The 21,556-nt window shown below is 34.7% G+C and carries 26 protein-coding genes; 8 read left to right on the top strand and 18 right to left on the bottom strand.

The genetic code is table 11. The features are described 5' to 3' along the window. Positions 1-22: 22 nt before the first annotated feature. Positions 23-148, top strand: coding sequence for a hypothetical protein (locus tag F1003_RS17205; protein WP_262884638.1), 126 nt, complete (start codon positions 23-25; stop codon positions 146-148). Then, entirely contained in the window at positions 145-864 is a 720-nt protein-coding gene (locus tag F1003_RS15355; RefSeq protein WP_155090321.1) for a hypothetical protein, read from the top strand. Before F1003_RS17205 ends, F1003_RS15355 begins: the two co-directional genes overlap by 4 nt. A gap of 2 nt (positions 865-866) precedes the next feature. Here the strand turns inward: F1003_RS15355 and F1003_RS15350 are convergent, their stop codons facing one another. Further along, positions 867-2,477, bottom strand: a complete 1,611-nt coding sequence (locus F1003_RS15350; protein WP_162306998.1) for a carboxypeptidase-like regulatory domain-containing protein — start codon at positions 2,475-2,477, stop codon at positions 867-869. 29 nt (positions 2,478-2,506) lie between these two features. Further along, positions 2,507-2,884 carry a glyoxalase superfamily protein gene (locus F1003_RS15345; protein WP_155090319.1) on the bottom strand — a complete coding sequence of 126 codons (378 nt, stop codon included), beginning with the start codon at positions 2,882-2,884 and terminating at the stop codon, positions 2,507-2,509. A gap of 59 nt (positions 2,885-2,943) precedes the next feature. Between F1003_RS15345 and F1003_RS15340 the strand changes: the two genes are divergently transcribed. Next, entirely contained in the window at positions 2,944-3,753 is an 810-nt protein-coding gene (locus F1003_RS15340; RefSeq protein WP_155090318.1) for a M23 family metallopeptidase, read from the top strand. A gap of 1 nt (position 3,754) precedes the next feature. Here F1003_RS15340 and F1003_RS15335 read toward each other — a convergent pair whose 3' ends face one another. The 11 genes from F1003_RS15335 to F1003_RS15285 all read right to left on the bottom strand — a co-directional run bounded on the left by F1003_RS15335 (position 3,755) and on the right by F1003_RS15285 (position 14,357). Further along, a complete protein-coding gene (locus F1003_RS15335) occupies positions 3,755-4,327 on the bottom strand; it encodes a DinB family protein (protein ID WP_155090317.1) in 573 nt (190 codons plus the stop codon). A 12-nt stretch (positions 4,328-4,339) separates the two neighbouring features. Next, positions 4,340-5,761 carry a M20/M25/M40 family metallo-hydrolase gene (locus F1003_RS15330; protein WP_155090316.1) on the bottom strand — a complete coding sequence of 474 codons (1,422 nt, stop codon included), beginning with the start codon at positions 5,759-5,761 and terminating at the stop codon, positions 4,340-4,342. Further along, positions 5,754-6,632 (bottom strand): PPK2 family polyphosphate kinase, encoded by an 879-nt coding sequence (locus tag F1003_RS15325; RefSeq protein WP_155090315.1) that lies wholly within the window; start codon positions 6,630-6,632, stop codon positions 5,754-5,756. Before F1003_RS15325 ends, F1003_RS15330 begins: the two co-directional genes overlap by 8 nt. A gap of 14 nt (positions 6,633-6,646) precedes the next feature. Beyond that, positions 6,647-7,201 carry a hypothetical protein gene (locus F1003_RS15320; RefSeq protein WP_155090314.1) on the bottom strand — a complete coding sequence of 185 codons (555 nt, stop codon included), beginning with the start codon at positions 7,199-7,201 and terminating at the stop codon, positions 6,647-6,649. 1 nt (position 7,202) lies between these two features. Next, positions 7,203-8,366: a sigma-54-dependent transcriptional regulator gene (locus F1003_RS15315; protein ID WP_155090313.1), complete on the bottom strand. Its 1,164-nt coding sequence runs from the start codon at positions 8,364-8,366 to the stop codon at positions 7,203-7,205. A gap of 2 nt (positions 8,367-8,368) precedes the next feature. Beyond that, the gene (locus F1003_RS15310) at positions 8,369-9,256 is read right to left on the bottom strand and encodes a DUF6268 family outer membrane beta-barrel protein (RefSeq protein ID WP_235898398.1); all 888 of its coding nucleotides are present in this window, start codon (positions 9,254-9,256) and stop codon (positions 8,369-8,371) included. A 6-nt stretch (positions 9,257-9,262) separates the two neighbouring features. Continuing rightward, a complete protein-coding gene (locus F1003_RS15305; RefSeq protein ID WP_155090312.1) occupies positions 9,263-10,138 on the bottom strand; it encodes a mechanosensitive ion channel family protein in 876 nt (291 codons plus the stop codon). A 3-nt stretch (positions 10,139-10,141) separates the two neighbouring features. Continuing rightward, positions 10,142-11,455, bottom strand: coding sequence for an ABC transporter permease (locus tag F1003_RS15300; protein ID WP_155090311.1), 1,314 nt, complete (start codon positions 11,453-11,455; stop codon positions 10,142-10,144). A gap of 3 nt (positions 11,456-11,458) precedes the next feature. Continuing rightward, positions 11,459-12,385, bottom strand: a complete 927-nt coding sequence (locus tag F1003_RS15295) for an ABC transporter ATP-binding protein (RefSeq protein WP_155090310.1) — start codon at positions 12,383-12,385, stop codon at positions 11,459-11,461. A 271-nt stretch (positions 12,386-12,656) separates the two neighbouring features. Next, positions 12,657-13,772: a molecular chaperone DnaJ gene (dnaJ, locus tag F1003_RS15290; RefSeq protein ID WP_155090333.1), complete on the bottom strand. Its 1,116-nt coding sequence runs from the start codon at positions 13,770-13,772 to the stop codon at positions 12,657-12,659. Positions 13,773-13,805: 33 nt separating this feature from the next. Beyond that, positions 13,806-14,357, bottom strand: a complete 552-nt coding sequence (locus F1003_RS15285) for a nucleotide exchange factor GrpE (protein ID WP_155090309.1) — start codon at positions 14,355-14,357, stop codon at positions 13,806-13,808. 166 nt (positions 14,358-14,523) lie between these two features. Between F1003_RS15285 and F1003_RS15280 the strand changes: the two genes are divergently transcribed. Continuing rightward, a complete protein-coding gene (locus F1003_RS15280) occupies positions 14,524-15,177 on the top strand; it encodes a YceI family protein (protein WP_155090308.1) in 654 nt (217 codons plus the stop codon). Positions 15,178-15,348: 171 nt separating this feature from the next. On the opposite strand, the gene F1003_RS15275 is transcribed toward F1003_RS15280, so the two are convergent. Beyond that, complete coding sequence (locus F1003_RS15275) at positions 15,349-15,861, bottom strand: fasciclin domain-containing protein (protein WP_155090307.1); 513 nt, start codon at positions 15,859-15,861, stop codon at positions 15,349-15,351. Between the two features lie 129 nt (positions 15,862-15,990). On the opposite strand from F1003_RS15275, the gene F1003_RS15270 reads away from it, so the two are divergent. After that, positions 15,991-16,545 (top strand): RNA polymerase sigma factor, encoded by a 555-nt coding sequence (locus tag F1003_RS15270; RefSeq protein ID WP_155090306.1) that lies wholly within the window; start codon positions 15,991-15,993, stop codon positions 16,543-16,545. Then, positions 16,545-17,330: an anti-sigma factor gene (locus F1003_RS15265; protein WP_155090305.1), complete on the top strand. Its 786-nt coding sequence runs from the start codon at positions 16,545-16,547 to the stop codon at positions 17,328-17,330. The genes F1003_RS15270 and F1003_RS15265 overlap by 1 nt, the downstream gene beginning before the upstream one ends. A 1-nt stretch (position 17,331) precedes the next feature. On the opposite strand, the gene F1003_RS15260 is transcribed toward F1003_RS15265, so the two are convergent. The 3 genes from F1003_RS15260 to F1003_RS15250 form a co-directional block, all read right to left on the bottom strand. Further along, positions 17,332-18,237 (bottom strand): TIGR01777 family oxidoreductase, encoded by a 906-nt coding sequence (locus tag F1003_RS15260; protein ID WP_155090304.1) that lies wholly within the window; start codon positions 18,235-18,237, stop codon positions 17,332-17,334. Between the two features lie 123 nt (positions 18,238-18,360). Next, positions 18,361-19,062 (bottom strand): tRNA (5-methylaminomethyl-2-thiouridine)(34)-methyltransferase MnmC2, encoded by a 702-nt coding sequence (gene mnmC2, locus F1003_RS15255; RefSeq protein WP_155090303.1) that lies wholly within the window; start codon positions 19,060-19,062, stop codon positions 18,361-18,363. Further along, a complete protein-coding gene (locus F1003_RS15250; RefSeq protein ID WP_155090302.1) occupies positions 19,063-19,569 on the bottom strand; it encodes a DUF4920 domain-containing protein in 507 nt (168 codons plus the stop codon). A gap of 118 nt (positions 19,570-19,687) precedes the next feature. Between F1003_RS15250 and F1003_RS15245 the strand changes: the two genes are divergently transcribed. Next, positions 19,688-20,758 (top strand): branched-chain amino acid aminotransferase, encoded by a 1,071-nt coding sequence (locus F1003_RS15245; protein WP_155090301.1) that lies wholly within the window; start codon positions 19,688-19,690, stop codon positions 20,756-20,758. A gap of 47 nt (positions 20,759-20,805) precedes the next feature. Here the strand turns inward: F1003_RS15245 and F1003_RS15240 are convergent, their stop codons facing one another. Continuing rightward, on the bottom strand, positions 20,806-21,192 hold the full coding sequence (locus F1003_RS15240) for a pyrophosphohydrolase domain-containing protein (protein WP_155090300.1): 387 nt from the start codon (positions 21,190-21,192) through the stop codon (positions 20,806-20,808). A 109-nt stretch (positions 21,193-21,301) separates the two neighbouring features. Here F1003_RS15240 and F1003_RS15235 point away from each other — a divergent pair, with 109 nt between their 5' ends. Beyond that, positions 21,302-21,487: a hypothetical protein gene (locus F1003_RS15235; RefSeq protein WP_155090299.1), complete on the top strand. Its 186-nt coding sequence runs from the start codon at positions 21,302-21,304 to the stop codon at positions 21,485-21,487. Positions 21,488-21,556: the final 69 nt, after the last annotated feature.

Genomic DNA, 21,556 nt, shown 5'->3' with positions numbered 1-21,556 from the left:
TACATATAGAAAACCAAGACTTATGAATGGATTTGACATTGTAATGGTAATTGCCGTAATCCTTTTTGCTCGATTAGGTATGCGCTTGGTGTCTAGATATATAAAAATGAAACAAGAAAATAAAGAAGACAAAAAAGATAAGTTATGATTAATATCTTTAGAAAAATTAGAAAAAAGTTCTTCTCTAATAAAATGAGCAGTTATTTACTCTATGCCATTGGTGAAATTGTCTTGGTAATGATTGGTATTTTACTGGCACTCTATGTCAATAATTTAAATGAAGAACGAAAGCTAAAAAACAATATCAATAATACGTTAAGAACTATTTCTTACGATTTAGAAGTGGACACATTATCCGCTAGATCAATCATAGAATACTATGATGCCAATGCTAAAAACAGTAAGAAAATTATTGATCGCGAAATTACCATGGAGAACTACAAGGAATGCCCAGAATGTATGAGCCTTGTGACCATCTACAAACCGTTTAATATACAAACCAAAGGTTTTGAACAGCTTAAAAACCTGATAGATGAACGCGCTACCGAAAAAGACAGCCTTATAATTGACATTACAAAGTTCTACACCATCTTTAAACCCTTAATAGCTAAAAATAACGATAGGATGGAAACCATTGTTATGAGAAACTTCACAGATTTTGAAAAATTTCCTTGGTTTGTTGATTTAGCTCAAGGCAAGATGACAAATGAACTCATTGAATATTTTGTGCAGAGTGAAGATTACAGAGTAAAAGTTGCATCCCACGCCATGCTTGCCGTTGGAAACCATTCTGGAATAACTAAGGCGTATAATGAGAATGCTGTAATGCTCTTAGACAGAATTAATAAACGATTAGAGCAATAAGGTTAAAGGTCACCTCCCTTTGTTTTCTTTAAAGGAGAATTGACCCAATATTTATCTATATCAAAAGTTGGAGGATTTACCCTTGTATCTAAAATTGGTAGTGTTTTGGTAACGAATATGAGATTATTATTTGGTTTTTTATCTTCAAAAATCTCTTGCGTAAAGAACTCCCTAAATTGATAACCCAATAATTTTGAATCCTTATTTAATTTTGCACCTGTGGCATCTTTAATTTTTTTAACGCGATAAGAGAAGTCCTCTGATTTTACTTCTTCTAAACTCGCACCTGTACCAGCAGCCCAATCCAATACATGAATCTTAACCATTTTGGGCTTAACAAGCTCTATATCTTTAATTATTAATTTCTTGTCTTTATACAATACTCTAAACCTACTCTTTCTTGCAATTGAAGACTCATCAACTGCTTTATTAAAGCTAATGTAAAATGCCTGATCATTAGGATCGAACTCAAAATCGCTCACCTTAAATGGATTGGGCTCTTTAATAATAAACCTATTATTAAAGGTGATGTAATTGAGGTACATTTTGTCATTATATGGCTTGTACTCTACATTAACTTCGTATAAGGTATTTAAGCGTTCCCTTAACTCAAATTTTGTGCTATTACCACTTTGTATTTTGTACTGAGCAAAATTTTCATTCTCAATCATTTTATATTCAATCTTATATATGGCGTAATCACCTTTGGCTATATAAATTGTCCCCTTTGCCCTAAATTTTGCTACTTCAGTATTCTTTGATGCAAAAGATATCTCAAATAACGGAGTATCTTCTATGTATTTAATGCCTTCAAGCTTAAAATCGTGGTTATTCACAAAGTCGTCCCTAAAAGTGTCGACAAAAGAAAAGCTCGGTATGTCAAAATTACGTATGGCATTATGTCCGTTTAATATCTCCAATTCGTTTTCTAATGCTGTATTAAACTGTGCGCTCTCATCCTTATTTATAACTTTGGCTTGACCATACACGCTCTTTAAAAGCAAAGAATCCAAATAATAGTCGTCATTTAAATCATAAGAATATAAGGCCGTACGGTTTTCTGAATTCCTAAATTTATTGGTTTGAAAACCTGCATCAAAGGTCTCTAAAATAAACTCATTGAGGTTATAATAATTATTGTTAACCAATTGGTAATCTCGGTAATATGCCATGTATGAATGAGGTGTTCTGGGATAATTGAAAGGTATTCTCTTTATAGCCTCCTTGATTATTGTTTCGGGTGCATAAGTAATAGACTTTGCTTGGGCCACAACCAAAACAGCAGACAATTCTTCAACTTTAGGTCTTAAGTATATTTTATTTATAGTATTTAAATTAAACGAACCTGCATTGATTCTTAAGGTTTCAAAACCAATGGAGGATATAATGATTGTTTTACCAGACGATTTATAATCAATAGGCAGCCTAAATTCACCATCTTCATCTGCAATCACACCATTTTGCACATCATCAAACTTAATTGTTGCAAAGGATACAGGGTATTTCGTTTCAAAATCTAAAACTTTACAGAGTAATTCGTTAGCATTCTGCGCGAAGGTCAATACAGAAGCACCTATAATAAAAACGGAAATAAATAGAAGTCTTAATTTCATGCTATAGACAAAATACATAAAAAATACAATTACAGATCTCTATAAAACGTTAAACCATTTCCGTACAAATCATAAAAAGCAAACTCTTTTGTTCCCCAAATCTTTTCCTTTAGAGCTGTGCGCTCATGAAAAATATCTTTGGTTTTATACTCTTCGTACAATTTTGTAATATTTTCAACATATATGCGAAGCATTGGTCTGTCTAAACCCTCTACCCATTCTTTTTCATCGTGCCATTGTAGGTGAATCTCAATATTATCTCTAGACACACCAGCATAACCGTTATCGCTCGTTGTGTCAGTAAAAGCAAGCTTAAAGCCTAATTTTTCAACATAAAAATCGACAGCTTTAACTACGCTTTTAACAGGTAACACAGGATGAATTTCTTTGAGGTAACCAGTATTCATTTTTTAAAATATTTATCTTTATAAATGTAACAATTTAATCAAACCTGTATCTCTACTATATGAAAAAGTTGCTACTTCTTCTTATAACGTTTACTTCTATTCAGCAGTTTTATGGCCAGAGTTTAAAAAGCTATAAGCATATTGAAAACGATACGGTTTATCTAGATTTTATAAACCCGTTTTACGCTCCTATGGAAGTAAAATTATTACCTTTGGATTCTACAAAGGGGTTTATAAAAGTAAATCCCTATAGTTTTTTAAAGTACAAAGACACTTTAAAAAAGGCAGTAGCGATTCCAATTGCACGACTTGCAGATACCTCTAAAATCCATATTCAGTCTTACCTAAAATTTAAAGCTAATTTTGGTGATTCTAAAAGCGATGCTGATAATAACCACGCTTATCTGTTACCTTACCCAAAAGGAAAACGATATAAAATAATACAATCCTTTGGTGGAAAATTCTCCCATAATGATCCACATTCTAAATATGCCATCGATTTTGGGACTAAAGTTGGAGATACTATAACTGCGGTAAGATCTGGAAAAGTGTTTTTTATAAAAGAAGACTCTAAGGAACATTGCAGAACCCGAAAGTGTATAAATACGGCCAATAAACTTTATATTTTACACGATGATGGCTCAATGGCGCACTATGTGCATTTAGATTGTGAAGGAGCTTTGGTTGATGTCGGAGATATAGTTAAAGCTGGTCAACCCATTGCTATTTCTGGTATGACTTGTTTTACCACGATACCACACTTGCATTTAGTACTCTACAAATCTGGAGGATTATCAATACCTTTTTATTTTAAAGGACAAAAACGAAAAAAATTAAAACAAGGCAGGTTCTACAAACGGAAACTATAACCTAGTTTCTCACTTTTCCTGAAAAATGATTAACCTTAGGATTAATAGGATTTCCTGTTGTTCGTCTGTAAATTACTATCTGCCCACAGTGCCAAATGGCATCTGCAATTGGGCCATTAACTTGATTCCAAAACGGAATTTCCTGTTCACCGAAAATAATTTTGTATTGCGAAATATCATCACTAGTTCTTAAAATATCGGCTGCGGTTTTAAGGTTTGTTAGTGTTTTTGCTCGCATTTCTTCATAAGACAAATCTTCATCAACTCTAGAGTTTGGTTCTTTTAAGGTTGAATTGACAATAATCTTTGATAAATCATAAATATGTTTGATCGTTTCCTCGGTCGATCTACCGTCCTCATTAGCTTTATAGGCTAAATCTTTTTCCGTTAAGCTATCCGTTGCCCAAAAATAACGGAAGCCTAGTGCATCAACCATTCGCGCTGCCATAGTACCAGCGGTAAATTCATCAGAGTACTCTGGGATTTCATAGTATGGTAATTCGCTTTCAGAACTTTCTTGTGCGAAACTAATTAGTGCAAATAATGAAATGACTATTAGAAGTACTTTCTTCATAAGGCAAAACTATTAATCTTTTATTTCTTTGGTATTGGTTATGGTTTCAGTACCATACTTATCCACCAAAAACATCAAAGCAGTCATGGTTGCGGCACCTAACTCCAGTTCGCGTTTGTTGACGTGTTCAAAGGTGTCATTTGCTGCATGATGATGGTCGAAATAGCGCTGTGAGTCTGGTCGTAATCCCGCTAAGACGATATCATCATTTTTCAATGGACCGATATCGGCACCACTTCCACCTTTTTCAAAATAATGGATTAAATACGGTTTGAATAGTGGTCTCCATGCTTCAATTTTTGAAAACATAAGGTCATTACAATCAAAACTAAAACCTCGTGGTGTAAATCCGCCAGCATCGCTTTCTAAGGCGAAAATGTGCTTTTCGTTCTTTTCTTTAGCAACTTCGGCGTATTTTCTTCCGCCACGTAACCCATTTTCTTCATTCATAAACAACACCACGCGAATACTACGTTTTGGTGTGATACCGCTTTCTTTCATCAATCGTAAAACGTCCATGGATTGTACCACACCTGCGCCGTCATCATGTGCTCCATCTCCTAAATCCCATGAATCTAAATGACCTCCGACTATGATATATTCATTTGGAAATTCGCTACCAGTAATTTCACCAATGACGTTATAAGACATCACGTCGTCAAACTGCTGACAACTCATCTCAAAGTGAAATTCAATATCTTTATCCTTTTTTAAAGCTTCGCTTAGTTTTACGGCATCATTGGTACTGATTGCTGCAGAAGGAATACGTTGCTCTACAGGTAAATCTCCGTAACCCATACTACCAGTATGCGGATAATCATCTAGGCGAGAACTCAAAGAACGTACAATTGTACCAACTGCGCCATATTTGGCCGCTTCAGCAGCACCTGCATAACGCTCTGCAGCACAACCTCCATAGGCTTGAAATGTATTAACAAGTTCCTGTTCCCAAGATCTGTTAATGAATACAATTTTACCTTTTATGTTTTCCTCACCCAGTTTTTCTAAATCCTGATACGAGTTGACTTCTATAACCTTTGCTTTTACACCACCTTCTGGTGTAGCAACTGATCCGCCTAAAGCACAGATATTGACTTTATTTAAGTCGTTCGAAGTTTTAAAATAAGCCATTTCTTGTTCACCTCTCACCCATTTTGGCACCATTACAGGTTGCAACCAAACTTTATCTAGTCCTAATTTCTCAAGTTCTGCTTTAGTATATTGTACAGCGAGTTCAGCATTTGTTGAACCAGATAAGCGTCCACCTATTTTGTTGGACAAGTAATCTAACCATTCGTAACTTTTACCATTGGTTAGCGATTGTTTATAAATGTTTTTTAGAACGTCTTCATCCGACTGTGCTTTCAGAGAAAAGGAAAGACAGAAACAAATGAGTAATGCAATTCTGGATATAGTCTTAAGGTAGTTATTCATCGTTTAGTTCTTGTTTATATACATCAATATTCGCTTTTTCCTTAGCTGGCAACTCCGGCTCTCTTATATCTTTATAAGTTGTCAATATCTCATATAGAATCTTAGCCACAATGTATCTTGCCGTTGGCTTATCATCTGCAGGAATATTAAACCAAGGTGCATGAGGTTTAGAACTTCTGTTTAATACATCTTCATAACAGGCTTGATACTTATCCCACAATTTACGCTCCTTTAAATCATCTGCTGAAAATTTCCAATGTTTATCTGGTCTGTTGAGACGTCTTAATAATCTGTTTTTCTGTTCTTCTTTAGATAGATTTAAAAAGAACTTAAAGATGATGGTACCATTATCTGCAATGTGCTTTTCAAAATTATTGATTTCTTCAAATCGTCTGTCCCAAAAGGCATCATCAACATCCGCAACAGAGTTTATATCTGGCATATTCTCATACATCAAATAATTGGGATGCACACGTGTTACCAAAACATTTTCATAATGCGTTCTATTAAAAATCCCAAATTTACCTCTTGCTGGTAATGCTATATAATGTCTCCAAAGATAATCGTGCTTTAACTCTAAATCCGTTGGTTTTTTAAAACTATGCGCTACAATACCCCTTACGTTAAATTCCTTAAAAACTTCACGGATTAAGCTATCCTTACCTGCCGTATCCATACCTTGAATGCAAAACAAAACCGAGTATTTACCATGTGCATACATCGCGTTTTGGATATCCGCTAAATCTTTACTGACATCCCTTAAGGCTTCTTTAAGTTCTTTTTTATCAGCATCTAAATCTACATGTGTTGGTAAATCTGAAATATTAATCTCAGATGTGATCTTAAAATCCTCAATTTTGACTTCTTTCATGTGATGTAGTTTGTTTAATTTTTCATCGATTCGTCGCTAGCTTCCTCTTCTTGATAAGTCAATGGGTGATCCTCAACACCTAAGCCAACAATTTTTATAATACTAACAACCGTATTGTATAGCATTAAGACAACACTTATTAATCCTCCACTTAAAATTGCGGACAATCCCAAACTGATATAATAAATTATTGTGTACCAAGAGCTAGGTACATTTTCCGCTTCAGTCACAGGAATGTTCATTAACTGAAAAACTATCATGGCAGCAACAAACACTATTGTGTCTATTTTGGCAATGAGCAAAACATGTTTATAATGTTCGTCCTTTAATCTGGACTTAGTGCTAGAGCTTATACTTAGAAGTGTTAATAAAAGTGCAAGAATTGTTGCAGACGCAAGGACAATGGTATTACAAAGGGCATTGATACCTGGTAAAGAGGAGGCAATCAGTGATTTTGCTTCATAACCACTTATATTACCCAATCCGTAAGCACCCAAACCAATAATTATAGCAGATATAATACCTCCTAATAGTGCTCTTTTGTTATATGCAGTTAATTTTAATTTCATGTTATTTCGAAGCAAACGCCTTTACATCTGCTTCACTTACTTCTTTTCCTCCTAAGATAATCAATCTTTCTACAACATTTCTTAATTCACGGATGTTGCCTGTCCAATCATAATCTTGAAGAAGTTTTATAGCCTTAGAAGAAAATGATTTTTTAGCTGTTCCTTGTTCACTGGAAATTTTTTCTGCAAAATAATCCACCAATAGAGGAATGTCTTCTCGCCTATCATTCAGTGCTGGCACTTTTATTAAAATAACAGCCAATCTATGGTACAAGTCTTCCCTAAACTTACCGTCTTCAATTTCTTTCTTCAAGTTTTTATTTGTTGCAGCTACAACTCTTACATTTACTTTGATGTCCTTATCGCTACCAACACGCTGAATACGACTTTCCTGCAAGGCTCTCAATACCTTAGCCTGTGCAGACAGGCTCATATCGCCTATCTCGTCAAGAAAAATAGTACCTCCGTTTGCCGCTTCAAACTTACCAGCTCGGTCTTTATTTGCTGATGTAAATGCCCCTTTTACATGGCCAAACAATTCACTTTCGATTAATTCGCTAGGAATTGCAGCACAATTAACCTCTATCATTGGCCCTTTGGAGCGCTCACTTTTTTGGTGCAACCAGTGTGCCACCAATTCTTTACCTGTTCCGTTTGGACCTGTAATGAGGACACGAGCATCTGTTGGAGCCACTTTATCAATCATATCCTTGATATTCTCAATAGCATCACTCTCACCTACCATTTGGTAGTTTTTGCTAACTTTCTTTTTTAGCATTTTGTTTTCAACTACAAGCTCTTTTCTGTCTAAAGCAATACGAACCGTATTTAAAAGTCTATTTAAATCTGGTGGCTTAGAAATATAATCAAACGCACCTAAACGCATTGTGTTTACGGCTGTATCCAAATCTCCGTGACCAGATATCATTACCATAGGTATTTCTGGTTTTATTTTTTTTACAGCTTCTAAAACCTCAACCCCATCCATTTTTGGCATTTTAATATCACAGAGCACTAAGTCGTAATCGTCTTTTTTGATTTTTTCAATTCCAGCTAGACCATCTTCGGCCTCTTCAACTTGATAGGTATCACTCTCTTCAGAAAGAATTTTTACCAATACTCTTCTAATGGCTGCTTCATCTTCTATTATCAATATTTTTGACATATCTATATTTTGAATTTTATTCCTGTTCTTAAGTAAAAGGCGTTTAAATCATTTAATTTAAAAACCTCATTTCTATCACCATCGCGCAATACGTTATTTAACCTAAAGGTATAACCAGCATAAGCATAGGCTACCAAATGCTTTGTAAATAAATACTCATAACCAGCACCACCAACAATTACGGATAACGATACATTATCAACTTGCTTGCCATTTACAACAGAGGGCTCTTGCAAGTGTGCAAAATAACCATCTAAGCTTACAAATGATTGCAAGGTGTTTTTTTGGTCTAAAAACCATTTGATATTGGATTTTGGTACACCAATAGAAAATGACCATTTTTCGCTTGGTTTTCTGTAGTAACTTACAAATGGCAAAGGAAACGGTAAACCCGTTGTGGTATTATAGGTAAGGCCTAAAATTAATCTGTAAGGTCGTTTTAGACTTTCATCCTTTGATCGATCTATAATAGCAAAAGCGCCTCCATTTAGAAAAAAGTCATCACCACTAATTTTTTGGGTTAAGGTTGAAGCTATTCTCGGATTTAAACGAAAACCAAGTCTCCATGTTTCACTGGTCTTGAATGTATATCCTAAATTAAGGTCAATAATATTTATAGTTTTTAAAAGCGATCTATCAAAAGGATAGTTATCTTGTAAGTTAAGTATTACCCTATTATACTCACCTCCAACTATGAAATAAGTATCTTCTTTTAATTCTATAGGATAGTTGAGCGACAGCCTTAACCTTGTATATTGATCATCTGAGCCGCTTTTTGGTATAAAAGAATACTCTAAACGCGCTAAATCATCGAGTTGGGCTTGAACAAACTGAGCATAAAACAAAGTTATAATTAGTATTATGCAACATTTTGAAAAGCGTAAAGTCATTTTTTTCTATTTTTCAATAATATGAATATCGCGTTGTGGGAAAGGGATCGTAACGTTGTTTTCTCTAAACAATCTATCAATTTCAAAACGAATATCGCTCTTTGGAAACTGTGCTTTAAAACTATCTGCTAGTGTAAAAACAAGTTTGAAATTTAAAGAACTATCCCCAAAATTAGTGAACAATACCGTTGGTTCTGGCTCGCTAATAACATCTTCATGAGTACTTGCTGCTTGCAACAATAACTTTTTAACTAGTTGCACATCACTACCATAGGCAACGCCTACTTCTACACTTTCTCTGGTTGTAGCTCCGTTCTGTGTCCAATTATATAGCGAGTTAGTTAAATATAAGTGATTTGGAATTACCAAGACTTTATTGTCAATAGTAACCGCTCTCGTCGTTCTTAGTTTTATTTCTTCTACTCTCCCAACCTTATCTTCAATTTCTATGATGTCACCAACATGTACCGATTGATCTATTAAAATAAATACTCCAGATATTATATCCTGAAATAAGGTTTGTAGTGCCAAACCCACACCGATTAGTAAAGCTGCGGAAGCTGCAAATACTGCTGTAACATTTATTCCAACGGAATGTAAAGTGATGAGCAGAATAATAACGTAAATCAACCATCTAAAATAACCATAGACCACATTGAATTTACTTTTATCGTCTTCAGGAAGGTTTCTTGTAATTACTCTTAAAATGATTCTTAATACAATCGTTGTAATAAATATTGCCGTAATGACAATTAAGACATCTAAAATTGAAATACTTATATCTTTCCCTATATCTATATGCCTTCCTAAGAATTCCTTAGTAGATTCCCAGGCAGAACTCTCTGTGATTGTTTCTTCTATTTTACTTAAATCTTGTACCATTGGTTAATATTTAAGCCATTTAAATAGTTCTTTATAGGTCGGTTTTTTACCATACATTAGAATACCTACGCGATAAATTTTAGCTGCAAACCATACCGCAAACATAAACGTCCCTATTAAAAGTATTAATGATAATCCCTGTTGCCATAAGGGCACACCAAACGGAATACGCATTAGCATAACAACTGGTGATGTTAATGGAATAAATGAAAATACAGTAGAAACCGTTCCATGCGGATCTTCTATAACCGTAAACACGCCAACATAAACCGCCAAAATCAACGGCATAAGAATTGGCAACATAAACTGCTGAGTATCTGTTTCATTATCTACTGCTGCACCAATGGCTGCATACAAGGAACTATATAATAAGTAACCTCCTACGAAGAAAAATATAAAAGCAAAAACCAAATTTAAAATTGGCAAATTGGTAATTTCAATAAAAATGTTCTCTGCTATTGCTTGTGCTCCCTCAGCTTCCATAGCTTGGGTTACCATTTCTTGCTGTGGTGTCTGTAATTGGGCTAAATCTATTCCTAAAATTGCTGATACCACTACCATTAACACACCTCCTAAAACAACCCAAATGGCGAATTGTGTAATACCTGCCAGTGAGGTACCTATTATTTTACCCAACATCAGTTGTACAGGTTTTACTGAAGATATGATAACCTCTATAATCCTGCTGGTTTTTTCTTCAATAACGCTTCGCATGATCATATTACCATAGATAATGATGAACATAAACAATAAATAACCTGCAACACCACCAAAAATCAACTTTACTACGTTACCTTCTTTAGACGTTTTTTCTCCATCAAAACTTTCTTGAGATATATCTAAGTTAATTGTTGAAGCTTCAATTTGGGCAAGGCTCACTCCCTCTTTCTTAAGTTTCATTTCTTGAACGCGTTTCTCTATTTTACGCTCCAAACTAGACATAATTGATAAAGAAGGGGATTCTTCAGAGTAAAATTTCACGTTATTAGAAATAGCATCTATTGAATCTATTTTAGCAATATGTAATAAGCCATAGTCCTCTTTTTCCTTTACTAAAGCAATAGCATCGTCTAGATTTAATTCATTTAAGCTCGTGTAGGTTGTGTTTTCAGTATTTTGAAACACATCGTTAAAAAATCCTGTTTCATCCAATACCGAAATGGTACGTTGTTTATCATTGTTTAATTGAGATAAATATGCCACAACTGCAATCAGGGCAATCATTATCAATGGGCTTAAAAACGTCATTACAATAAATGATCTGTTCTTAACCTTGGTTAAATATTCGCGCTTTATAATGAGTGGTAAGTGGTTCATTATTTAGTTGTTTTTTACAGTTTGAATAAAAATGTCATTGGCAGATGGAATTACCTCAACAAAATGATGCACTTCTGCCTTTGAGGTTAAAAATGACAACAAATCGTTGGACGATGCCGACTCATTTATTTTTATATTCAACTTAATATCGTCATGCAGATTTTTAAAAGTTGCTGGTAGCACCTCAAACCTATCTTTAATTTCGTTTAAAACAGCAGTGCTGTTGTTGGATTGTAAACCGACTTCAAAAGTGTTGGTTTTATATTGACCTTTGATGTCATTTAACTTACCATCCAATATTTTATTTGATTTATGAAGCAGCGCAATGTGGTCACACAGTTCTTCAACGGATTCCATACGATGTGTAGAGAAAATCACCGTTGCACCTTCATCACGCAATTGTAAGATTTCATCTTTAATCAGGTTGGCATTTATAGGGTCGAAACCTGAAAATGGTTCATCAAAAATCAACAGTTTTGGTTTATGCAAAACAGTAACAATAAACTGTATTTTTTGGGCTTGACCTTTACTTAATTCTTGAATCTTTTTATTCCACCAATCTCCAATTTCCAATTTTTCAAACCAATATTTCAATCTACTTTTAGCTTCAGCTTTTGACATGCCTTTTAGTTGAGCCAAATACAACGCTTGCTCACCAACCTTCATGGATTTGTACAGCCCGCGTTCTTCTGGCAAATAGCCAATATCCTTAATGTGTTCTGGTTTTAAAGGTTGTCCGTCTAATAGAACAGAGCCTTCATCTGGCATGGTGATTTGATTAATGATACGTATAAGAGTGGTTTTACCTGCTCCGTTTGGGCCAAGTAATCCAAAGATGCTTCCCTTTGGCACAGCAATGGATACCTGATTTAGTGCTTTAAAATTCCCAAAGTTTTTTGACACGGAATCAGCAACTAATAAATCATTCATATAGAACTTAATTTTTTAGATAGGGTTTAAGGCTCGTAAAGATATTAAATGTATGAATTTTTACAGTAATTAAGTAAGACTATTTATATTACAAATAAATATTTCCTTAACTCTAAAGAAAAATAAAACAAGGAAGAAATACTATAAAAAACAAAACCCACCCTTATGGTTAGATAAGGATGGGAAAAAATTGCTATGAAAAAGAAAAATTACCGCTAATTAGCATTAGCGATATATCAAAGATAGTATTTTTTATGAATTATACACTTTTTTATGAAAACATATCTTTAACCTTCTCAAAAAAAGATTTATCAGAGCTCTCTGGCTTAGGTTCAAAATGTTCATCTTCTCGCATGCTTTCAAAAAATTCCTTTTGGGTTTTGCTCAAAGTCTTTGGTGTCCAAACATTTACATGTACCAACAAATCTCCTTTACCGTAACCATTTATACTTGGAATCCCTTTTCCTCTCAATCTTAGAATTTTTCCAGACTGCACTCCTGCTTCTATCTTAATTCTTACTTTACCTGTTACGGTATCTATTTCTTTTGAAGTTCCTAATACTGCATCTGGCAAACTTACATACATATCATAATGCAAATTGTCTCCTTCACGCTTTAAGGTAGGATGTTCCTCTTCTTGTATTACCACCAACATATCACCAGCAATTCCATTTCCTGGCGCATCATTTCCCTTTCCTGTTACTTTTAATTGCATACCATCCACAACACCTGCAGGTATTTTTACCGAAACAGTTTCTTCTGCAACTTTTAATCCTTGGGCATCAGCATCAGATGGTTTTTTATCAATAGTTTGCCCTGCACCACCACATGTTTGACATGTTGAAGCGGTTTGCATTCTACCCAAAATAGTATTCGTTACACGTGTTACTTGGCCAGAACCATTACAAGTTCCACAAGTTTTATATGTGGTTCCTTCTGCTTGTACTTTACGCTTTACTTTTATTTTTTTCTCAATGCCATTAGCCACTTCTTCTAAAGACAACTTTACTCTAATTCTTAGGTTGCTTCCTTTAACAACACGCTGCCTTCCGCCTCCACCGAAGCCACTAAATCCGCCTCCACCAAAAGCACCACCAAAAATATCACCAAATTGGCTGAAGATGTCATCCATATTCATACCACCTCCACCAAAGCCACCATTATTATCAAATGCTTGGTGACCGAATTGGTCGTAACGTGCTCTTTTATCAGCATTGCTCAAAACCTCATAGGCTTCAGCTGCTTTTTTAAATTTATCTTCCGCTTCAGTATCCCCTGGATTTTTATCTGGATGATACTTTAAAGCCATCTTACGATAGGCTTTTTTAATTTCAGCGTCAGATGCATTTTTACTTATTCCTAAAACGTCGTAATAATCTTCTTTCATGTGTATTGCCCGAGACATCGGGAATTTTTTTTATTATTGTCCAATAACCACTTTTGGAAAACGAATAACCTTATCTCCCAGTTTATATCCTCGTTCTACTACATCAATGATTTTACCTTTTAAATCATCACTTGGTGCAGGTATTTGTGTTACTGCCTCGTGGTCATCGGCATTAAAGACGTCGCCTTTATTCACTTCGATTTTAGATAAGCCTTTTTGCTCTAATGTTGTTAAAAGCTTATTGTAGATTAACAACACGCCCTTGCGCAATTCCTCAGCTTCCTTATCTTCCTCAATATGCAATAAAGCACGTTCAAAATCATCTAATATAGGAAGCATAGACAGCATTACGCTTTCACTCGCTGTTTTAAATAGCTCAATTCGTTCCTTGTTTGTGCGTTTTTTATAATTTTCGAACTCAGCAAAGAGACGCATAAACTTGTCTTTCTCAGTTGCTAATTGATCTTGAAGTTGTTCCTCTACAGATACTTTTTCTTTTTCCTCTTTTATGGCTTCAGCGGTTGCTGTTGCTGCATCCTCTACTTGAGGCTCGTCAGCCTTTTTATTTTTATCTTTTTTACTCATTTTGAGTTTAAATTTTTTAATCTGAATTAAATCTTCGATTTAGGTCTGCAAAAGTACTGCCATTATTATGATAATGTCAAAATGTCATTAACATTTTTTTATAAGTACATAGCCTATCTATTTTGTAATTTTACAATCTTAAAACAAAAACAAAAAAAACACTAACATGAAAACAAACTTTTTAAAAATTTTTACCGTAATAGCATTAGTAGCATTTTCAAGCTGTAAAGACAAAGCGAAAGAAGCAGAAACTACAGAAGCAGAAGACGCAGCTGTAGCCGAAGCATCTGCTGTAACTTATAAAGCTATTGCTGATGAATCGACCATAGAATGGAAAGGGTTTAAGCCAACTGGCACACATACAGGAACAATCTCAATTGCTGAAGGTTCTGTAAGCGTAAATGATGGTAATATTGAAAGCGGTAGTTTTGCTATTGACATGAATAGCATTACAGTTACAGATATCCCAGTAGAGAAAGAAGGTAATGCAAAATTGACAGGTCATCTTAAGAGTGCCGATTTCTTTGACGTAGAAGCCTATCCGAAAGCAAAATTTGAAGTTACAGGTTTAGAAACTGTGGACGGTAAAACAATGCTTTCTGGTAATTTAACTATGAAAGAAACTACGAACAATATTAGCATCCCAGTTACCACTTCTATGGATGGTGACATGATGAAGTTAACAAGTGAAACTTTTACAATTGATCGTTCTAAGTGGAATGTAAAATATGGATCAAAATCTTTTTTTGATGATCTAGGCGATAGCTTCATCAACGATGATATTGAGTTAAAAGTTAACTTAGTAGCTAAGAAGGCTTAAGTAAAAGAAAAAATTAGAATAAAAAAAAGCACTTACAAAACTGTAAGTGCTTTTCCTTTTCATAGCAATTTTATCTCTAAAATTGCGTCGCTATTAATCAATTATAACCAACCAAATAGTGATTAATAACCTTTTAAGTAATAATGCCTAACTAACATTAACACTAAACCATTATTCTGGCATTACTACAGTGTCAATTACGTGAATCACGCCATTACTTGCCTCTACATCTGTCGCTGTGATTTCACTGTAATTTCCGTTTTGATCTTTTAACCAGATCTTACCGTCTTTTTGCATTACGGTTAATTTTTGCCCAGCCAAAGTTTCTATTTCAACTTTCCCGTTTCCTTTTTTTAATGCAGCAACAACATCACTAGCCATTAATTTTCCTGATACAACATGGTACGTTAAAATCTTAGATAACATTTCCTTGTTCTCTGACTTAAGTAAACTTTTTAATGTTGCTTCGTCTATTTTAGCGAAAGCATCATTTGTTGGTGCGAATACTGTAAAAGGACCATCGCCTTGTAATGCTTCTACTAAATCTGCCGCTTTTAATGCTGTTACTAAGGTTGAGAAATTTTCATTACCTACTGCTGCATCTACAATTGTTTTTTGGGCTGTAGCCGTTTGTGAGAATGCTAATGCTACTACTGTTGTCAATACAAATACTAATTTTTTCATGTTTTTTAATTTTTTGGTTAAACTATTTAATGCACTTATTTTATTTTTGAAGTGCTTTCATTTATATTTACACAGGCTTCTTGGTCATAGATGAGCAAGACCTCACTTTTGTGAAATCTTTAACATTAAATGCAAAACGACACTAGACTTATTCAACAATTAAAAAATAAGGATGAAAGTGCGTTATCATTACTCTACGACAAATATTCTGGTGCTATTTACAGTATTATTCTAAAAATGATACGAGATGAGGGTAAAGCTCAAAACTTATTACAAGACACTTTTATGACAGTTTGGGACAAGGCCGAAAACTATGACGCTACCAAGGGTCGTTTTTACACTTGGGTATATCGTATTGCCAAAAACAAAACGTTAAATGTTCTAAGAAAGAATGATCCGCTCATCCAAACAGATGATTTTAGTGTATATAAAAATAAAGAAGAAGCTATTAGTATAGATAGTGAGTATTTAGAACTCAAGGGTGCGATTACCAGTCTCGAAGCTCATCATAAGGAGGCAATAGAATTAGTCTACTTTAAAGGACTGACTCATAGAGAGGCTCATAAAGAAATGAATGTGCCTTTGGGTACTTTTAAATCTTATGTTAGGCAAGCCTTAAAAGAGCTGAGAATTACTTATTCCAAGGCAATAATTGTTCTTTTACTAATACTAAATGTGTTGTGATGATGGATAAGAAAACGATATTAGAAAATGGATTACTAGAGCAATATTTGCTCGGAGAACTCGATGTTAAAGAAAGCGAACAGATTGAGCGTATCCTATCTTCAGATACTGAATTAAAAGCATATTTTGATCAACTCGAGGAAGACTTTGAAACCCTCGGTTTCGAAAATACTATTACGCCACCTGCCTTGGTAAAATCTAATCTTCTAAATGCTATAAATTCAGCCTCAAATGACACTAAGATTGTTGAATTGAAACCTAATAGTAACTCAAAATTTTATTTGGGAATTGCCGCAAGCATTGCTGCGTTATTTATGATTGGAAGTTTTTGGATGTATAATCAGCTAAATGCTGTGAAACAGCAATTACAAACAGTTGAAAACGAAAAAACCGAATTGAATACCACCATTGAAAGCCTTAATAAGGAACTTAAAAACAAGAACTCACTATACGCGGCTATAGCACATCCGGAAACAGAAAAGTATGTTTTAACCGGAAATGATATATCACCGGAAACTAAGGTAATTAGTTATGTTAATCACAGTACAAAATCTGTTGTGATAAATACTGAGCGATTACCAGATTTAGATGCTGATCACGACTACCAAATGTGGGCCGACGTTGAAGGAGAAATGATTAATATGGGTGTTATTTCTAAGGATAAAAAATTAATGGCCATGAACTACATAGATCATTCCGAATCATTAAATATAACAATAGAACCTGCTGGTGGTAATGACCATCCGACTGTTGAAAGATTAGTGACTAACGTGTATTTGAGGTGATTTATTCTAACAAATCCTCTAAAGCTGGCCTTAAATTGGCATATTTGAAATAAAAACCTTTGTTTTCAATTTTTTGAGAGCTGACGCGCTGGCTTTCAAATAGTAAGATATGCATTTCGCCTAAAGCTAAATTCATTGCAAACTTTGGAATATTAGGTAAAATCAATGGTCGGTTAAGAACGTTAGCTATCACCTTTGTTAGGTCATTGTTAGTTACAGGATTTGGTGCCACACCATTGTAAAGACCTATTAATTGATATTGCAAAGCATATATAAAAAGTCTGGCTAAATCCTCTACATGTATCCAACTTTGCCATTGTTTACCACTACCAAAAGGAGAACCAACACCATATTTTATCGGTTTTGCCATTTTAGGAAGTGCTCCATCATTTTCTGCCAAGACCAAACCAATTCTAACCTTTGCCACTTTACAACCAAGAGGTTTAAAATTATCCACAGCACTCTCCCAAGCGGCTACGACTTCACCTAAAAATGTCTCAGAAATTTCAGTATTCTCTTCATCATAAAAGTTAACAAAACTAGATGGGTAAATACCAATAGCACTTGCAGACACCACATAATCTATTTTATAGTTGTGCTTCTTAATAGTATCTTGTAAGAGTTCTGCAGTTTTGGTACGGCTCTCAAGAATAATTTTTTTGTAATCTTCTGTCCAACGTTTTGATATTGTTGCGCCGACCAGGTTTATTATTGAAGATACTCCTTCAAAGCATTTATGGTCGATTTCATTTTTATTTGGGTTCCAATAGAAGCCTTTGTAATTGTCTTCTGTAGTCAGTTTAGATTTTGAAGTAGTTAAATAATGAACACTAATCCCCTCTGCATGACAAAGTTTTACAATCTTTTGCCCTATTAATCCTGTCGCTCCTGTTATTAAAACTGTCATTATTCTTTTTATACAAAGATACTAAAGGTAAAATGCCTTGTGAAGGACTTTAGTTTGGATTTAACGTTTCCAGTAAACAAAGAATTTAACATTAAAAATTCTGTATTCTACAGATAGTTATGATCACAGTTTGATTGCACGCAACATCTCTCTCTTTCCAGGTGGACCAGGAAGGCGTTCAACGGTGAAGCCAACACCTTGCATGGCACGTCTCACACTACCTTTAGCTGAATATGTAACTAAAACGCCTTCTTCTTTTAACGCTTTATACATGATGGTGAAGATGTCTTCTGTCCAAAGTTCTGGTTGTACACGAGCTCCGAAAGCATCAAAATATATGATATCAAATTCGTTGTGAGCATCGATAGACTTAAAGAATTTTTCCTGTTTTTCTAATCTGAAATTTGGTGTGATGCCATGTTGTTCTTCCCAAGGAACATGATGCATTTTCTCGAATTGCGTTTTATGATTTTCAGAAACTAACTCAACATAATTCAACTGGTCAATTTCATTTTGCTTCACAGGATATGCCTCTACTCCTACGTAGTTGATGTGCTGTTTTAACTTTTCCGCTTCTAATAACGTCAGGAAAGCGTTAAGGCCTGTACCGAAACCGATTTCTAGAATGTTAAGAGCACCATACCCACTTACACTTCGACTCCGCTCAGTGTGACAATTCGATTCAAAAAAGAAAAGCAAACCATGCTTAATGAATACATGATTTGCTTCTTGTATGGCACCATGAATGGAATGGTATTGTTCATTCCAATCTTCTATCTGAATGGTCTTGGAGCCATCAGACGTGGTGATGATTTTTCTCTTCAATTACTCTGTTTTAAGCAATACTCCATCGGCTTCAAAACGGTACTCTAACTTAGGTTCGGTAATCGCTTCGATTTCTTCTTTAGATTTTCCTGCATCTTCAGCGTAATGTCTTAATTCATCCACTGGAGTTTCCGTAACAAAAGCTTTTCCGTTTACCACTACCTCTCCTTCTGCACCCAATGGCATAAAGAATCCGTAATCCTTAAACTTTACCATCACTTTATTTTCTCCGTCCATATCCAAAGTCATCCAACAACCTTTTTTAGAGCAGACCTCAACAATCTTTGCTTTCATTTTTGCAGGAACCGTATCACCAGCTTTCATGCCTTTGTAATGTTCCATCATACGCTTAGATGATAAGGCATCTGCATCGTTAATTTCCATCCCAATTGACGTGTATGCCATTTCCTTTTTTACATCTTCAACTTTCTCTTCGGTAGTTTCTTTTTCATTTTTGCATGATACTACAAATAAGCCAATTGCAAGGAATAAGAGTATTTTTTTCATTATCAATATCTTTAAAATTATTTGTTTATTGAATTGCGAATTTACAAAATTTAAGCTAACATAGCCTTTTATTAACGGCATTGATTGTGTACTTTTGCGGAATAAATGACACGTGCTTATGGCTATTAACTACACAGAGGACATTCAAATTGAAAAATCTAAAACTTCAAAAATTGCTAATGTTGATTTTAACAATTTAGCTTTTGGTCGTGTATTCTCAGATCACATGCTTGTATGCGATTTTAAGAATGGAGAATGGCAAAATCCGAGTATTGTGCCTTATCAGCCTGTGACACTTGAGCCTTCTGCAAAGATTTTTCACTATGGACAGTCTATTTTTGAAGGCATGAAAGCTTACAAGGACTCAGATAATAATGTGTTTTTATTTAGGCCAGTTGACAATTTTAATCGCTTGAATATTTCCGCTAAGCGTTTGGCAATGCCAGAACTGCCCGAAGCCTGTTTTATGAATGGTCTTAAAGAACTTATAAAGCTGGAAAAAGACTGGATTCCTACCTCTGAAGGTAGTTCGTTATATATCCGACCTTTTATGTTTGCTACAGGACAAGGTTTTCATGCGTCGCCAGCAAATGCCTATAAATTCATCATCGCATGTGCTCCATCAGGATCTTATTTTTCTGGAAAAGTAAAAGTACTTATTGAAGAAAAGTATTCACGTTCTGCCAATGGTGGTGTAGGTTTTGCGAAAGCTGGTGGTAATTATGCTGGTCAATTTTATCCTACTCAACTTGCCAATAACAGAGGCTACCAGCAAGTTATTTGGACAGATGACAATACACACGAGTATATTGAAGAAGCTGGAGCCATGAATATCTTTGTTAGAATAAATGACACGTTGCTTACAGTACCCACAAGTGATAGAATATTGGATGGCATCACAAGAAAAAGTATTTTAACCATAGCTGAAGCTGAAGGTATTGATGTTGAAGTTCGTAAGATAAAGGTTGCTGAACTTATTGAAGCCTCAGAAAACGGAAGCCTTAAAGAACTTTTTGGCGCAGGTACGGCAGCTGTGGTCTCGCCAATATCTGGATTTGGCTTTAAAGGCAAGGATTACGAATTGCCAGAACTTGAAAACACTTACGGAGCTTTACTTAAAAAACGTATTACGGATATACAGACCAATAAATCGGATGATCCTTATGGATGGCGAGTTAAAGTGTGTTAGTTGTTAGTTGTTAGTTGATAAAAAAACCAAGCAAAACAACAACTTCATTATTTTTCTAAAATTTCTTTAATTTTTGGTTTAAAATAACTTGGTCCTTTGAGTACTTTGCCATCTTCTCTATAAATTGGTTCTCCATCTTCACCGAGCTTGCTCATGTTGCTACGTTGAATTTCTTCAAAAACCTCCTCGATTTTATATTGTAAACCATGCTCAATAATGGTTCCGCATAATATATAAAGCATATCACCAAGTGCATCTGCCACTTCAATCAAGTCGTTGTCATTTGCAGCCTCTAGATATTCTTCGTTTTCTTCGCGCATAAGTTTGTAGCGGAGCATATTCTTTTCTATGCCTAAATCGGCTTTTGGTGTTTCTCTATGACCTATTTTAAAAGCGGTGTGAAATGCTTTTACAGCATTGATTTTATCTTGCATAATTATAGTGTAAATCTAAGATTATTATTTTTTCGTATATATAAATGTAGAGGCTGTTAATATTAAGTTTTTAGTCTCGTTTTACTTATTTTTGCATAAAATTAAACTAATGTTTTCTACTGGTCAATGGATTTTCGGAATATTATTCTTTATAGCATTCGTTATTGCGATTGCCTATCAATACCGTAAGGATATAAAAACCCATAGAACGCATTACAAAGGTACCATCTGGATATTAATTGCCTTTATCGGTTTTATTGGTATGATTGCCGCTATTAAGTTTATTTTTATATAATTCACCTTATTGTAGCGACATATATTTGACCATTATAAAGAATCAGCATTTCTTTTCTTGCTAAAGTAT

The organism is Winogradskyella ouciana (assembly GCF_009709615.1).
In the GTDB taxonomy this organism is placed as follows: Bacteria; Bacteroidota; Bacteroidia; order Flavobacteriales; family Flavobacteriaceae; genus Winogradskyella; species Winogradskyella ouciana.
The sequence above is the reverse complement of the archived record's forward strand: the minus strand, read 5'-3'. Positions and strand labels throughout refer to the sequence as shown.